Source organism: Pantoea sp. CS_6 (assembly GCF_041954745.1).
Taxonomy (GTDB): domain Bacteria; phylum Pseudomonadota; class Gammaproteobacteria; order Enterobacterales; family Enterobacteriaceae; genus Pantoea; species Pantoea stewartii.
In genome coordinates this window covers 39190-53160 of sequence record NZ_JAVAYG010000014.1, presented here as the reverse complement: position 1 = coordinate 53160, position 13971 = coordinate 39190, and the positions used below count along the sequence as shown (strand labels likewise).

Genomic DNA, 13971 nt, shown 5'->3' with positions numbered 1-13971 from the left:
GAAAATGACGCAACTTGCTTTTGTTTTCCCAGGTCAGGGCTCACAGTCTGTGGGCATGTTGACAGAACTCGCTGCCGCTTATCCGGTGGTTGAAGAGACGTTCCGTGAAGCCTCTGAGGCCCTCGGTTATGATCTGTGGCAGTTAGTGAGCCAGGGCCCCGCGGAAGAGTTGAACAAAACCTGGCAGACGCAGCCTGCGCTGCTGGCCGCATCCGTGGCGATTTACCGTGTCTGGCAGCAGCAGGGGGGCAAACAGCCTGTGCTGATGGCGGGCCACAGCCTGGGCGAATATTCTGCGCTGGTCTGTGCGGGCGTACTGGATTTCGCGGACGCAATCAAACTGGTTGAACTGCGCGGTAAACTAATGCAGGAAGCCGTGCCAGAAGGCACCGGTGCCATGCAGGCGATCATCGGGCTTGATGATGCGGCCATTGCGAAAGCCTGTGAAGAAAGTGCGCAGGGTGAAGTCGTTTCGCCGGTGAACTTCAATTCGCCAGGCCAGGTCGTTATCGCAGGTAACAAAGATGCGGTAGAACGTGCAGGCGCGGCCTGTAAAGCGGCGGGCGCCAAGCGCGCGTTGCCGCTGCCGGTCAGCGTACCTTCGCATTGTGCACTGATGAAGCCTGCGGCGGAAAAACTGGCACTGACGCTGGAAACGCTCACCTTTAAGGCACCCCAGGTGCCGGTGATTAACAACGTCGACGTGAAAGCCGAAACGGATGCCGACGCGATTCGTCAGGCGCTGATTCGCCAGCTTTACAGCCCGGTACGCTGGACAGAAAGCGTAGAGGCGATGGCTGCGCAGGGCGTGACGCAACTGATTGAAATGGGTCCGGGTAAAGTGCTCACTGGCCTGACCAAACGTATCGTAGATGGCCTGTCTGCGGCAGCGGTGAACGATACTGCGTCATTGACTGCGGCACTTGCACAGGAATAAGAGGAAAATCATGAGCTTTGAAGGTAAAGTAGCGCTGGTAACGGGCGCGAGCCGCGGCATTGGCCGTGCGATTGCAGAAACCCTGGCTGCACGTGGTGCAAAAGTGGTGGGAACTGCAACCAGCCAAAGTGGTGCCGATGCGATCAGTGCTTACCTTGGCGATAAGGGACTGGGCCTGCTGTTAAATGTGACAGATGCCGCTTCCATCGACAGCGTTTTAGAGAAAATTCGCGCTGAATTTGGCGAAGTGGACATTTTGGTCAATAATGCAGGCATTACGCGTGATAATTTACTGATGCGTATGAAAGACGATGAGTGGCAGGATATCCTTGATACCAACCTCACATCAGTTTTCCGTCTTTCTAAGGCGGTGATGCGTGCCATGATGAAAAAGCGCATGGGACGTATCATCACCATTGGTTCCGTTGTCGGAACCATGGGTAATGCGGGTCAGGCAAACTATGCTGCAGCAAAAGCGGGTTTGATTGGCTTTAGCAAATCACTGGCGCGGGAAATCGCGTCACGTGGCATTACCGTCAACGTCGTGGCTCCGGGCTTCATAGAGACCGACATGACGCGGGCACTGAACGAAGATCAACGTTCCGGTATTCTGGCAGAAGTGCCTGCGGGTCGCTTAGGCGAAGCGCAGGAAATTGCTAATGCTGTTGCATTCTTAGCCTCTGACGAAGCAGCCTACATCACGGGTGAGACGCTGCACGTCAATGGCGGCATGTATATGGTCTGATAATCACGAAATCATTTGCATTATTTGCGTATAAAACCGCACAATAGCGTAAATCGTGGTTAGACCAGCCGGGATTTTGTTGCATCTTTTTCAACATTTTATACACTACGAAAACCATCGCGAAAGCGAGTTTTGATAGGAAATTAAATAGTATGAGCGATATCGAACAACGCGTTAAGAAAATCATCAGTGAGCAGCTGGGTGTGAAAGAGGAAGAAGTGACCAACTCTGCATCTTTCGTAGAAGACCTGGGTGCCGATTCTCTTGATACCGTTGAGCTGGTAATGGCTCTGGAAGAAGAGTTTGATACTGAAATTCCAGACGAAGAAGCTGAGAAAATCACTACCGTTCAGGCAGCGATCGACTATATCAATAGCCACAAAGGCTAATGAATATCTTCAGGCGGTCAATTGACCGCCTGAGTTTTATGTTTGCCCCACAATAGTCATTTTTTTCCCTCCCTGGAGGACGAACGTGTCTAAGCGTCGTGTAGTTGTGACTGGTCTTGGCATGTTGTCTCCTGTCGGCAATACCGTAGAGTCTACCTGGAGTGCTCTCCTTGCCGGTCAGAGCGGCATTAACCTGATCGACCATTTTGATACCAGCGCCTATGCAACACGCTTTGCAGGTCTGGTAAGAGATTTCAATTGCGATGACTTTATTTCCCGTAAAGATCAACGCAAGATGGATGACTTCATTCAGTACGGCATCGTGGCAGGCATTCAGGCCATGCAGGACAGCGGTCTTGAAGTGACCGAGGAAAATGCAGGCCGGATTGGCGCGGCAATTGGTTCGGGCATTGGTGGTTTGGGTCTGATTGAAGAAAACCATACCTCGCTGGTGAACGGCGGTCCGCGTAAAATCAGCCCTTTCTTCGTGCCTTCAACAATCGTCAATATGGTGGCGGGACATCTCACCATCATGTATGGCCTGAAAGGCCCCAGCATTTCCATTGCGACCGCCTGTACTTCTGGCGTTCACAACATTGGTCATGCGGCACGTATCATCGCTTATAACGATGCTGATGTGATGCTGGCAGGTGGCGCGGAAAAAGCCAGTACACCATTGGGTGTAGGTGGGTTTGGCGCGGCGCGTGCACTGTCTACACGTAACGACAACCCACAGGCGGCAAGCCGCCCATGGGATAAAGACCGTGATGGTTTTGTACTGGGCGACGGCGCGGGCATTATCGTACTGGAAGAGTACGAGCATGCTAAGAAGCGTGGCGCTAAAATCTACGCGGAAATCGTGGGCTTTGGGATGAGCAGCGATGCCTACCACATGACCTCGCCACCGGAAGACGGCTCTGGCGCAGCCGCAGCGATGATCAATGCGCTGCGTGATGCACAGATGACGCCTGACAGGATCGGTTACGTCAACGCGCATGGCACGTCAACGCCAGCAGGCGATAAAGCCGAAGCGCAGGCGGTGAAATCAGTGTTTGGTGAGGCTGCCAGCAAGGTTATGGTCAGCTCAACTAAATCAATGACCGGCCATTTACTGGGTGCGGCAGGCGCGGTTGAATCGATCTATTCGATTCTGGCGCTGCGCGATCAGGCGGTTCCACCGACCCTGAACCTGGATAACCCGGACGAAGGTTGCGATCTTGATTTCGTTCCTCACACTGCACGTCAGGTGTCTGGACTGGAATATACGCTGTGTAACTCTTTCGGTTTCGGTGGCACTAACGGTTCACTGATTTTCCGTAAAATCTAAACCTGGCGTTTATGATTGCTTAAAAGGCCCGCTATGCGGGCCTTTTTTCTGTCCAGCGACGAAGAGAAACCGATAAAATCACCGTCATGACAACCACGATATCGATACGGGAGACGCGGTAATGTGGATTAACGGCATCGAACAATCTCATCTCACGGCCCGCGATCGCGCCGTACAATTTGGCGATGGCTGCTTTACCACGGCCGCTATCATCAAGGGCAATATCGCGCTGTTTGACTGGCATATTCAGCGGCTACAGCAAAGCTGCGAACGCCTGTGGTTACAGAATGTTGACTGGCAGGCTCTGGCGGGGGAAATGCTGCAGGCGGCCTCGGGCCATGACAGCGCGGTGCTTAAAGTCATTATCAGCGCAGGCAGTGGGGGACGCGGTTACAGTCGTGCGGGCTGTAGCGGGCCGACGCGCATTGTCTCGGTCTCTGACTGGCCCGGACACTATGCTGCGTTAGAAAATACCGGTGTCAGGCTGGTGGTCAGTCCGGTCCGGCTGGCACGCAACTCCCAGTTTGCCGGGCTAAAACATCTCAACCGGCTTGAACAGGTGATGATTCGTGCCCATCTTGAGCAGACAGACGCGGATGAAGCCCTGGTGCTTGACACCGAAGGTTGGGTGGTGGAATGCTGTGCGGCCAATTTATTCTGGCGGAGCGGCAACACGATCTTTACGCCCCGGCTGGATCAGGCTGGCGTTGACGGCATTATGCGGCAGAATCTGATAGCGCAAATACGTGCAGCAGGACAGAGTTGTCAGGTGGTGCAGGCGACGCTGGCGGCGCTGTTAGCCGCAGACGAAATTGTCATCTGTAATACGCTCATGCCCGTCTTGCCCGTTCGACAACTTGATGCGGTGACCTTTCATCAACGCACATTGTTTAACCAGCTACAGGCAAGCTGTAAAACGATAATGGAAGCAGAATGAGTCGAAGCAAAAAAATTATTGCGGGTGTGCTGGCAGTGCTGCTGGCGGCCGCAGGCGTCAGCTACTGGCAGGTGAAGCAACTTGCTGCCAGCCGTCTGACCCTTTCCCAGGAAACGATTTACACGCTGCCCGCCGGGACGGGCCGTGTGGCGTTAGAAGCCCAGCTGGAAAGTCAGCATATTATTCCCCACAGCATCTGGTTTGGCGCGTTGCTGAAGTTTGAGCCTGAACTGGCAAAATTCAAAGCCGGGACCTATCGTCTGGAACCGTCAATGACGGTGCGCGAGCTACTGGCGTTGCTGGCCAGCGGCAAAGAGGCCCAGTTCCCGCTGCGCTTTGTAGAAGGACAACGCCTGCAGGAGTGGCTGAGTGAATTACGCCAGGCACCTTATGTAAAACATACGTTGCCTGATGATAAGTATGCCACCGTGGCAAAGGCGCTCAGGCTGGATGAAAATCAGCTGGAAGGGAGCTTCTGCCCGGATACCTATCTGTATACCGCCAATACAACGGATATTGCGTTGCTGACGCGTGCGCATCAGCGAATGCAAAAGATGGTTGATGAAGTCTGGCAAGGCCGCATGGACAACCTGCCCTACAAGAATGAGCAGGAGATGGTGACGATGGCGTCGATCATTGAAAAAGAGACGGGCGTCAGTGAAGAGCGGGCGAAAGTGGCCTCTGTGTTTATTAACCGACTGCGGACGGGCATGCGCCTGCAGACCGATCCGACCGTGATTTACGGTATGGGCGCAGCCTACAATGGCACGCTGACACGCAAAGATCTGGAAACAGCGACGCCGTACAATACCTATATCATCAGTGGTTTGCCGCCAGGCCCGATTGCGATGCCGAGTAAGGCTTCATTGATTGCCGCCGCCCATCCGGAAAAAACCAACTACCTCTATTTTGTGGCGGATGGCAAAGGTGGACATACGTTCACGACCAATCTTGCCAGCCACAACAAGGCCGTCCAGGCTTACCGGCTTGCGTTAAAGGAAAAAAATGGACAGTAAGTTTATTGTGATTGAGGGCCTGGAAGGCGCGGGAAAAACCACGGCCCGTGAGGCCATTGTGGCAACGTTACAGGCACACGGGATTGAAGACATCGTCTTTACCCGTGAACCCGGCGGTACGCCGCTGGCTGAACAGCTCCGTATTCTGGTGAAGCAGGGCATTGAGGGCGAGCAGGTGACCGATAAAGCGGAACTGTTAATGCTGTACGCCGCCCGTGTCCAGCTGGTCGAAACCGTGATTAAACCGGCCCTTGCGCGCGGCGCCTGGGTGGTGGGCGATCGGCATGATCTCTCCTCTCAGGCTTACCAGGGCGGCGGCCGTGGGGTTGATGCCGGACTGATGCGTACATTGCGTGATACGGTGCTGGGGGATTTTCGTCCTGACCTGACGTTGTATCTGGATGTCACACCGGAAACAGGATTACAACGTGCCCGCGCTCGTGGTGCGCTGGATCGCATCGAGCAGGAGTCACTGCGCTTTTTCGAACGCACGCGTGACCGCTACCTGGCCCTGGCGGCGGAAGATGCGACGATTCGGACAATCGATGCGACGCAGCCTCTGGAACAGGTGACCACCGCGCTGCAATCCACATTGTCTGCCTGGCTGGCGGAACAGCGGGCATGAACTGGTATCCCTGGCTAAACCAGCCTTACCGGCAGGTGATTGCACAGCACCAGGCGGATCGCGCGCATCACGCGCTGCTGGTGAATGCCATGGAAGGCATGGGCGATGATGCCCTGGTGTGGGGAATGAGCCGCTGGCTGATGTGTCAGTGCCGCGACGGACTGAAAAGCTGCGGTCACTGTCATGGCTGTCAACTGATGCAGGCAAACACGCATCCTGACTGGTACCGGCTGGAAGCCGAAAAAGGCAAAGCCACGCTCGGCATTGATGCCGTGCGCCAGGTGACGGAAAAAATGTACCACCATGCACAGCAGGGCGGGGCTAAAGTCGTCTGGCTGCCCGATGCGTCGCAGCTCAGTGATGCGGCAGCGAACGCCTTGCTGAAAACCCTTGAAGAACCGCCGGCAAACAGCTGGTTCTTTCTGAGCAGTCGTGAACCTTCGCGTTTGCTGGCGACGCTGCGCAGCCGCTGTATGGTGTTAACGCTGGCACCGCCAGACGAAGCCCACAGTCTGGCATGGCTCAGAAAGCAGGGAGCGTATGACGAGTCACACTTACTGGCTGCGCTGCGCCTGAGTGCGGGCGCGCCCGGTGCCGCCCTGGCGCTGCTGGATGAGCGAGCATGGCAGGCAAGGCAGGCACTCTGTGATGCCCTTGCCAGCGCCCTGCAACAGGACATCCTGCAACTGCTTCCAGTACTGAATACTGATAACCCAGGCACGCGCATAGGCTGGCTGCTGGCGTTGATACTGGATGCCATCAAGTGGCAGCAGGGTGCGACACAGTGGCTGATCAATGTGGATCGTCAGGATGTAGTGGCGATGCTGGCGCAGCATTTCTCGCAAACGGCGCTGAACAACAGCGCTCAGGACTGGATGCGCTGCCGCGAAACGCTGTCAGAGGTTGCGGCAGTGAATCGTGAACTTTTGTTAACTGACAGGCTACTGAGCTGGGCGGACAACCTGAAGCCCGCAGTACCCGGCTGACTGAGAAAACTATGTTTATTGTTGATTCCCACTGCCATCTTGATGGCCTTGACTATGAAAAAAACCATCAGGATCTTGATGACGTGATCGCCAAAGCGGCAGCGCGCGACGTCAGGTTTATGCTGGCGATTGCCACAACGTTACCTGGCTTTAGCACGTTAAAGGCGCTGGTAGGCGGTCGCGAAAATATCGCACTCTCCTGCGGTGTACATCCGCTGAACCAGGAGGAACCTTACGATGTCGACGAATTCCGTCGGCTGGCCGCCGATCCACAGGTGGTGGCCTTGGGTGAAACCGGACTGGATTATTATTACCAGCAGGAAACCAAAGCGCAGCAGCAGCACTCGTTTCGCGAGCATATCCGTACCGGGATCGCGCTGAACAAGCCGATCATCGTGCACACGCGTGATGCGCGTGAAGATACTCTGGCGATTCTGCGTGAAGAACAGGTTGAACGCTGCGGCGGTGTACTACACTGTTTTACGGAAGATCAGGCGACAGCGGCGAAGCTGCTGGATATGGGGTTCTACATTTCTTTCTCAGGGATCGTGACGTTCCGCAATGCTGAGCAGATACGCGAGGCGGCACGCTATGTTCCCCTTGATCGTATTCTGGTTGAAACCGATTCGCCCTATCTGGCACCTGTACCTTATCGCGGCAAGGAGAATCAACCGGCCTATACACGCGATGTAGCGGACTATCTGGCGGTACTGAAAGGCGTGGATATCGAGACGCTGGCGGCAACCACCACGCAGAATTTCTCCACGCTTTTCCATATCCCCATGAGCCGCCTCGGCGCCTGACAGTTAGTTTATTTCAGGCTTTGTAATAAATACGAAATATCCGCTGCTGACTCTGTTTTTGTCCAACAGAGTCAGAGGATTTCGCTGAAAAAATAGGCGGTTATGCACGTATGTTTACCCGTCTGAGCGCTCTGGTTTGCGAAACGTGATAGCCGTCAAAGTAACGAGGCGTAATTTATTTTACCCTTCGTAATAAATCAAAATGGCGGATAACGTCAACCGGTAAAGAACCTCCCTCTTTACCACGCGCACTGCGCGAAAAACGCACTCATACTCAGGAGTTTCACGTTATGTTCAAAAACGCTTTTGCCAACTTACAAAAAGTTGGTAAATCGCTCATGCTGCCGGTGTCGGTTCTGCCTATCGCCGGTATTTTATTAGGAGTAGGTTCCGCCAATTTCAGCTGGTTACCTGTGGTCGTCTCACATGTTATGGCGGAAGCGGGCGGCTCGGTCTTTGCGAATATGCCGTTGATTTTTGCCATCGGTGTTGCGCTGGGCTTCACCAATAACGATGGCGTTTCGGCCCTGGCGGCGGTAGTGGCTTATGGCATCATGGTGAAAACCATGGCCGTGGTGGCACCGTTAGTGCTGCATCTGCCTGCGGCAGAAATTGAGGCCAAACACCTGGCGGACACCGGTGTGCTGGGCGGTATTATTGCCGGCTCCATCGCGGCTTACATGTTCAACCGCTTCTATCGCATCAAGCTGCCTGAGTATCTGGGCTTTTTTGCGGGCAAGCGCTTTGTGCCGATTATTTCCGGTCTGGCGGCTATCGCGATGGGCCTGGTACTGTCATTTATCTGGCCGCCGGTCGGTTCAGCGATTCAGGATTTCTCACAGTGGGCAGCCTATCAGAACCCTGTGGTCGCTTTTGGTATTTACGGCGTGGTTGAACGTGCGCTGGTGCCATTTGGTCTGCACCACATCTGGAACGTCCCTTTCCAGATGCAGATTGGTGAATATACCAATGCGGCAGGTCAGGTCTTCCACGGCGATATTCCGCGCTATATGGCGGGTGACCCAACCGCAGGTAAACTGTCGGGGGGCTTCCTGTTTAAGATGTATGGCTTACCTGCGGCCGCCATTGCGATTTGGCATTCGGCAAAACCAGAAAACCGGGCGAAAGTGGGCGGCATCATGATTTCGGCTGCACTGACCTCGTTCCTGACCGGGATTACCGAGCCGATCGAATTCTCGTTCATGTTCGTTGCGCCTGTCCTGTATGTCATCCATGCGATCCTGGCCGGTCTGGCGTTCCCGATTTGTATTCTGCTCGGCATGCGTGATGGCACCAGCTTCTCTCACGGACTGATCGACTTTATCGTTCTGAGTGGTAACAGCAGCAAAATCTGGCTGTTCCCGATCATCGGGATGATTTATGCGGCGGTTTACTACACCGTGTTCCGTGTGCTGATCGTTAAGCTGGATCTGAAAACGCCAGGCCGTGAAGACAGCGCCAGCGAGCAGTCGTCATCAGCAACCGGCACCGAAATGGCGGGCAAACTGGTTACGGCGTTTGGCGGTAAAGATAACATTACCAACCTGGATGCCTGTATTACCCGTCTGCGCGTCAGCGTGGCGGATGTCAGCAAGGTCGATCAAACAGAACTGAAAAACCTGGGTGCACGCGGTGTGGTCGTGGCAGGTTCAGGGGTTCAGGCCATTTTCGGCACCAAATCTGATAACCTGAAAACCGATATGGATGACTATATCCGTAAAATGTAACAGGCCGTAGCGTACGTTTTTGCCTTTCATAAACAGCGTTGAGTTCCGACTCAACGCTGTTTTTTTATGGCATGACATAACGGCATGACGGCGATAACCTGTTTTGGGCTGGCTTTAGCTGGCCTGACGCGTCACAAATTTAGAGGTCGTCTGCAACAGCAGATCGGACAACCGTTGCAACTGAGCTGTGGCCGCCGCCGTTTCTTCAACCAGTGCCGCATTCTGCTGCGTATCGCTGTCCATCTGCGCCACGGCAATGCCGACCTGTTTCACGCCGGTGCTCTGCTCATGGCTTCCGGTGCTGATTTCGGCAACCAGATCGTTAACGCGATGAATCTCTTTCACCACCGCCTTCATGGTCTCGCCCGCCACGCTGACATTATTCACCCCGGTTGCTACCCGCGAGTGGCTCTCCGTAATCAACGCTTTGATTTCCTGAGCCGCCACGGCACTGCGTTGTGCCAGACTGCGAACCTCACCGGCTACCACAGCAAAACCCCGTCCCTGATCGCCCGCCCGGGCCGCTTCGACCGCCGCGTTAAGCGCCAGGATATTGGTCTGAAAAGCAATGCCGTCAATCACGCTAATGATTTCCCCTATCCGGCTGCTGCTGTCCTGGATAGCGTGCATGGTCTCTTCTACATCCGAGACGGACTGGCCGCCGCTGGCCACAATCTGAAACGCGTGTTTGACGACATCATTGGCCACCCGCGCATTATCTGCATTGCTCTGTACTGCCGAAGAGAGCTGTTCCATTGAGGCGCTGGTTTCTTCCAGTGCAGATGCCTGAGACTCGGTACGGCGTGACAAATCCTGCGTGCCGTTGGCGATTTCTGCGGAGGATTTTGCCACCTGCTCAGCGGCGTCCTGAACTTCACTGATCAGATCGCGGATGTGCTGACGCATCACAGACAACTGAAAAATCAGGCTGGAGGTATCACCGGGTTTTGTTTCGTTGTGCCCGTGAAGGTCACCACGCGCAATCAGTCCCGCCATGTGGACCGCCACTTCCGGTTCCGCCCCCAGTTGCTTCATGACGGAGATAAAAATCAGCGTACCGAGTACGCCGCCGGCGAGGAAGGTCAGACCGATTAACAGAATGAGCGTGAACGAGGTACTGTCTATGTGGGAAACATTGTCATCAATGACCTGATGCACAGAGGCGTTGTAAATCTTCACGGCCTCCAGCAGCGGATCTCTGACAGCGACGTGCAGACGGTCGGTGTGCGTGGCAATTTCCTTCAGGGCGCCCGGAATGTCGTTATTGTTCGCCAGCGCATAAACCCGCTGCATAGAGGCCAGATAGTCCGGCCAGGCCTGCAACACTTTTTGCGTAATCGCGACCAATGCGGGATCCTGGGACTGTTTCAGAAAATCCACTGCGGTCTGGACCGACTGCTGTGATTTTTGGTTAAATTTTACCGTATTTTGACGGGATTCGGCCGCGGTGACGTTGCCACCCGGAAAAACATACGCATAGCCCCGACGAAAGTGGGTCGCCATTTCGCGGGCCGCCACGTTCATCATCTGAACCGGTTCAAGCCGCGATGTGTATAACTGCTGTTCTGACGCCGCCAGTGTTCTGAGAGAATGAAGACAGATAACGGCAATAATGACCATGGCGATGAGGAAAAAAGCGGTGAGAAAAATCAGTCGGTGTGACAGTTTAACGCGTTGTAAGAATCGCATAATTAACATCCTGTTTAACGGTTAATTGTAATCGTTTTCATTCAGGCACGTTATTGCGCATCAAGATTTAACGGCCTGAAGCGGTGTAAAACGCGACGGGCTCGGGATCAAACTAATCCGACACGTTATTTATAGTTTCGGCAAGAAATGATAGGGCTTTAATGATCAAATGTTGCAACCTTTTGCTGTTACCCCCGCTCAGTAATGCAGGGACTTAAGCAACGCCCGTCACGCTGTGGATGAGCCGACTGTTGGGGTCAACAGTGCGTAGAGCAGAAAGGGCTGTTGTTGCACGGAAAGACAGCGGGTGATATCCGTCAACCCGGCCAGGACAGCAGGGGAGCGGAGACTGTGGCAACGACCCAACGTTTGCAGGGCTGCTGCGCGTGAAAACCAGAGATACGTGATCGTTTCATTACCCGGCAGGTCGCAGGAAAGGAGACGATACTGACTGTGGGGTGATAAAAATGGAAAGGCCCGTTTCGTGCCCTTATAAGGGCGGAAATGCGTTAAACACCGCCACTTAATGTAAGAAAGAGCGGCGCGAGGTTGAAAGAAAACGAATTTCTCCCGCATACTGAGAGATTATCTACCCAGGCTAAAGGAACTGCTCTCTATGGCTGAAGAAACGATTTTCAGTAAAATCATCCGTCGCGAAATTCCCGCCGACGTGGTTTATCAGGATGAACTGGTCACGGCGTTTCGCGATATCTCGCCTAAAGCCCCCACGCACATCCTGATTGTCCCTAACATTCTTATCCCGACCGCCAACGATGTTGAGGCGGCACATGAGCAGGCGCTTGGCCGGATGTTCACGGCGGCGGCGAAGATTGCGCGTGAAGAAGGGATTGATAAAGAGGGTTATCGCCTGATCGTCAACTGCAATCAGCACGGTGGTCAGGAAGTTTACCATATTCATATGCATCTGGTAGGCGGTAAACCGCTTGGTCCGATGCTGTCACATTGATCCCTGAAGGGGACCTTGCTATGCGTTCATGGCTGACAGGACTGGCCGTTTTGCTGAGTCTGACCGGTTGCAGTAGTGATAAACCGATGATCAATACGTCTCAGTCGCTGGTGATGGAATCATCCGTGCTTTCAGCGGGCATTATTACCGATGAGCCCACGCTGGATGACCACGACGGTCAGAAACGTGCCAGCAGCATACTCTACAATCAGCGTGAAACGCCGGTTGTGGTGCACTATCGTTATTACTGGTACGACGATAAAGGGCTGGAAATAACGCCGCGTGAACCCGCGCAGATTGTCACGGTGCCGCCTGACGGCAGCGTCGCTGCGGTGTCGCAACTGGGTAACCTGACGGCCAGCAAGGTTCGTCTCTATATCTATCTCTGAGGACTGTTACGTGATTCGCAGTGTTAATCGTATTGGCGCACTGATGATGGCGCTTATTCTTTCGGGCTGTGTGTTGAAACAGCAGCAGCCTGCCCCCGTGGAACAGCAAACTCAGCCCGAGGAACAGACTCAGCCCGTTCCTCAGCCTGAGCCGCAGCCGGTTCCTCAGCCTCAACCCGTTCCGCAGCCGCCAAAGCTGGTGACAATTAACTGGGATGCCACCGTACAGCCGCTGGTCGCCCAAATGGTGCGTGCCGCAACTGTGCAGCCGGGCAGCGTGCTGTTGGTAGATCGTATCAAAAACAACACCAACGGTTCACTCCAGTCGGAGAAGGCAACCAGTGCCATTCAGACGGCGCTGAACAACAATGGTAAGTTCAGCCTGGTGTCGCCGGAGCAGCTGGCGCAGGCCAAACAGGCGCTGGGGCTTTCGCCGGACGACAGTCTTAACTCACGCAGTAAAGCGATTGGCCTGGCGCGTAACGTTAACGCCCAGTATGTGCTTTACAGCACGGCGAAGGGTGACGTCAAAACGCCGACCATCCAGATGCAGCTCATGCTGGTGCAGACGGGCGAAATTATCTGGTCGGGCAACGGTGTCGCCCAGAATTAATACCGCTTTTTTACAGCTGATTCAGGCTACAACGGGTGAGCAGCCGGTCAACCTGACCTCACTCGCGGGCTTAACCGGGCAGAGTTGTCGCATCCTGACCGCACAGGGACGCTATCTTCTCCGCCCGGCACCGCATCCCGCGATACCGTTCGTTAATCGCCAGCGCGAGCACCGTGTGTTGCGCAAGTTGCAGCCCAGCGGGCTGGTGAACGCGCCGCTGGCGGGTAACCGCCATGGCCTTATCCTGCCCTGGCAGGAAGGTGAGGTGCTGGATGAGGCGGGTTTTCGTGCACAGCAGTACGAGGTGATTACGCTCCTCCAGCGGCTTCATCACCAGCCGCTGACCGGTTATCGTGTCGTGCTGTTACCCCTGCTGTGGCAATACTGGCAGCAGTGCCAGCAGCGTCAGTATTGCTGGCTGCGCCAGCTAAAACGGCTGACAGAGCAGGGGGAGCCGCGTCCGTTGCGCCTTGCCCCGCTGCATATGGATGTTCATCCTGCCAACCTGATCCAGTCATCGCAGGGGCTGCATCTTATCGACTGGGAATATGCCGCGGACGGGGATGTGGCGCTGGAGCTGGCCGCCGTCTGTTTAGCCGTGCCGGATCAGCAAACCGGTTGGCTAACCGACTATGCTGAGCGGATGCAGTTACCGCTGGCTTCACTTCAGCGTCAGGTTCGTCGCTGGCAACCATGGCTGCACCTGCTAGTGGCCAGCTGGTATCAACTGCGCGCAGAACAGAGTGGCGATGCCCAATTACAACAGCTGGCTCAACAGAGCTGGTCACAGATTTAACGGCTTTGCGCAGAGGCGCAGAGAG

15 protein-coding genes are annotated in these 13971 nt (G+C 54.8%); 14 read left to right on the top strand and 1 reads right to left on the bottom strand.

The annotated features are described in order from the left end of the window. Positions 1 to 4: 4 nt before the first annotated feature. The 10 genes from fabD to ptsG all read left to right on the top strand — a co-directional run bounded on the left by fabD (position 5) and on the right by ptsG (position 9492). Positions 5 to 937, top strand: a complete 933-nt coding sequence (gene fabD, locus RAC90_RS18630; RefSeq protein ID WP_006118832.1) for an ACP S-malonyltransferase — start codon at positions 5 to 7, stop codon at positions 935 to 937. Between the two features lie 10 nt (positions 938 to 947). Then, a complete protein-coding gene (gene fabG, locus RAC90_RS18625) occupies positions 948 to 1682 on the top strand; it encodes a 3-oxoacyl-ACP reductase FabG (RefSeq protein ID WP_006118833.1) in 735 nt (244 codons plus the stop codon). Positions 1683 to 1834: 152 nt separating this feature from the next. Beyond that, a complete protein-coding gene (gene acpP, locus RAC90_RS18620) occupies positions 1835 to 2071 on the top strand; it encodes an acyl carrier protein (protein ID WP_003849865.1) in 237 nt (78 codons plus the stop codon). 85 nt (positions 2072 to 2156) lie between these two features. Further along, a complete protein-coding gene (gene fabF, locus RAC90_RS18615) occupies positions 2157 to 3398 on the top strand; it encodes a beta-ketoacyl-ACP synthase II (protein WP_033737555.1) in 1242 nt (413 codons plus the stop codon). A gap of 121 nt (positions 3399 to 3519) precedes the next feature. Next, positions 3520 to 4335: an aminodeoxychorismate lyase gene (gene pabC, locus RAC90_RS18610; RefSeq protein WP_375124640.1), complete on the top strand. Its 816-nt coding sequence runs from the start codon at positions 3520 to 3522 to the stop codon at positions 4333 to 4335. Continuing rightward, positions 4332 to 5351, top strand: a complete 1020-nt coding sequence (gene yceG, locus RAC90_RS18605; protein ID WP_006118836.1) for a cell division protein YceG — start codon at positions 4332 to 4334, stop codon at positions 5349 to 5351. The genes pabC and yceG overlap by 4 nt, the downstream gene beginning before the upstream one ends. Next, entirely contained in the window at positions 5341 to 5976 is a 636-nt protein-coding gene (gene tmk, locus RAC90_RS18600; RefSeq protein ID WP_039341090.1) for a dTMP kinase, read from the top strand. The genes yceG and tmk overlap by 11 nt, the downstream gene beginning before the upstream one ends. Then, positions 5973 to 6962 carry a DNA polymerase III subunit delta' gene (gene holB / locus RAC90_RS18595; RefSeq protein ID WP_324028638.1) on the top strand — a complete coding sequence of 330 codons (990 nt, stop codon included), beginning with the start codon at positions 5973 to 5975 and terminating at the stop codon, positions 6960 to 6962. The genes tmk and holB overlap by 4 nt, the downstream gene beginning before the upstream one ends. An 11-nt stretch (positions 6963 to 6973) precedes the next feature. Then, positions 6974 to 7765 carry a metal-dependent hydrolase gene (locus RAC90_RS18590; protein ID WP_039341084.1) on the top strand — a complete coding sequence of 264 codons (792 nt, stop codon included), beginning with the start codon at positions 6974 to 6976 and terminating at the stop codon, positions 7763 to 7765. A 290-nt stretch (positions 7766 to 8055) separates the two neighbouring features. Continuing rightward, positions 8056 to 9492: a PTS glucose transporter subunit IIBC gene (ptsG, locus tag RAC90_RS18585; RefSeq protein WP_006118840.1), complete on the top strand. Its 1437-nt coding sequence runs from the start codon at positions 8056 to 8058 to the stop codon at positions 9490 to 9492. 114 nt (positions 9493 to 9606) lie between these two features. On the opposite strand, the gene RAC90_RS18580 is transcribed toward ptsG, so the two are convergent. Next, complete coding sequence (locus RAC90_RS18580; RefSeq protein WP_324028637.1) at positions 9607 to 11181, bottom strand: methyl-accepting chemotaxis protein; 1575 nt, start codon at positions 11179 to 11181, stop codon at positions 9607 to 9609. Between the two features lie 616 nt (positions 11182 to 11797). Here RAC90_RS18580 and hinT point away from each other — a divergent pair. Genes hinT through thiK form a run of 4 tightly spaced genes read left to right on the top strand, consistent with a single transcriptional unit; the run spans position 11798 to position 13946 of the window. After that, positions 11798 to 12148 carry a purine nucleoside phosphoramidase gene (hinT, locus tag RAC90_RS18575; protein WP_006118842.1) on the top strand — a complete coding sequence of 117 codons (351 nt, stop codon included), beginning with the start codon at positions 11798 to 11800 and terminating at the stop codon, positions 12146 to 12148. Between the two features lie 20 nt (positions 12149 to 12168). Then, a complete protein-coding gene (locus RAC90_RS18570; RefSeq protein WP_033737550.1) occupies positions 12169 to 12537 on the top strand; it encodes a YcfL family protein in 369 nt (122 codons plus the stop codon). 10 nt (positions 12538 to 12547) lie between these two features. Beyond that, positions 12548 to 13150, top strand: coding sequence for a penicillin-binding protein activator LpoB (gene lpoB / locus RAC90_RS18565; protein WP_324028636.1), 603 nt, complete (start codon positions 12548 to 12550; stop codon positions 13148 to 13150). Then, positions 13134 to 13946: a thiamine kinase gene (gene thiK / locus RAC90_RS18560; protein WP_375124639.1), complete on the top strand. Its 813-nt coding sequence runs from the start codon at positions 13134 to 13136 to the stop codon at positions 13944 to 13946. Before lpoB ends, thiK begins: the two co-directional genes overlap by 17 nt. The last annotated feature ends 25 nt before the right edge of the window (positions 13947 to 13971 follow it).

What these genes read in the sequence shown, in the direction of transcription:
- yceG (WP_006118836.1), top strand. Translation starts at nt 4,332, where the DNA reads ATGAGTCGAAGCAAAAAAATTATTGCGGGTGTGCTGGCAGTGCTGCTG.
- RAC90_RS18570 (WP_033737550.1), top strand. Translation starts at nt 12,169, where the DNA reads ATGCGTTCATGGCTGACAGGACTGGCCGTTTTGCTGAGTCTGACCGGT.
- hinT (WP_006118842.1), top strand. Translation starts at nt 11,798, where the DNA reads ATGGCTGAAGAAACGATTTTCAGTAAAATCATCCGTCGCGAAATTCCC.
- fabD (WP_006118832.1), top strand. Translation starts at nt 5, where the DNA reads ATGACGCAACTTGCTTTTGTTTTCCCAGGTCAGGGCTCACAGTCTGTG.
- tmk (WP_039341090.1), top strand. Translation starts at nt 5,341, where the DNA reads ATGGACAGTAAGTTTATTGTGATTGAGGGCCTGGAAGGCGCGGGAAAA.
- fabG (WP_006118833.1), top strand. Translation starts at nt 948, where the DNA reads ATGAGCTTTGAAGGTAAAGTAGCGCTGGTAACGGGCGCGAGCCGCGGC.
- pabC (WP_375124640.1), top strand. Translation starts at nt 3,520, where the DNA reads ATGTGGATTAACGGCATCGAACAATCTCATCTCACGGCCCGCGATCGC.
- RAC90_RS18590 (WP_039341084.1), top strand. Translation starts at nt 6,974, where the DNA reads ATGTTTATTGTTGATTCCCACTGCCATCTTGATGGCCTTGACTATGAA.
- holB (WP_324028638.1), top strand. Translation starts at nt 5,973, where the DNA reads ATGAACTGGTATCCCTGGCTAAACCAGCCTTACCGGCAGGTGATTGCA.
- RAC90_RS18580 (WP_324028637.1), bottom strand. Translation starts at nt 11,181, where the DNA reads ATGCGATTCTTACAACGCGTTAAACTGTCACACCGACTGATTTTTCTC.
- ptsG (WP_006118840.1), top strand. Translation starts at nt 8,056, where the DNA reads ATGTTCAAAAACGCTTTTGCCAACTTACAAAAAGTTGGTAAATCGCTC.
- acpP (WP_003849865.1), top strand. Translation starts at nt 1,835, where the DNA reads ATGAGCGATATCGAACAACGCGTTAAGAAAATCATCAGTGAGCAGCTG.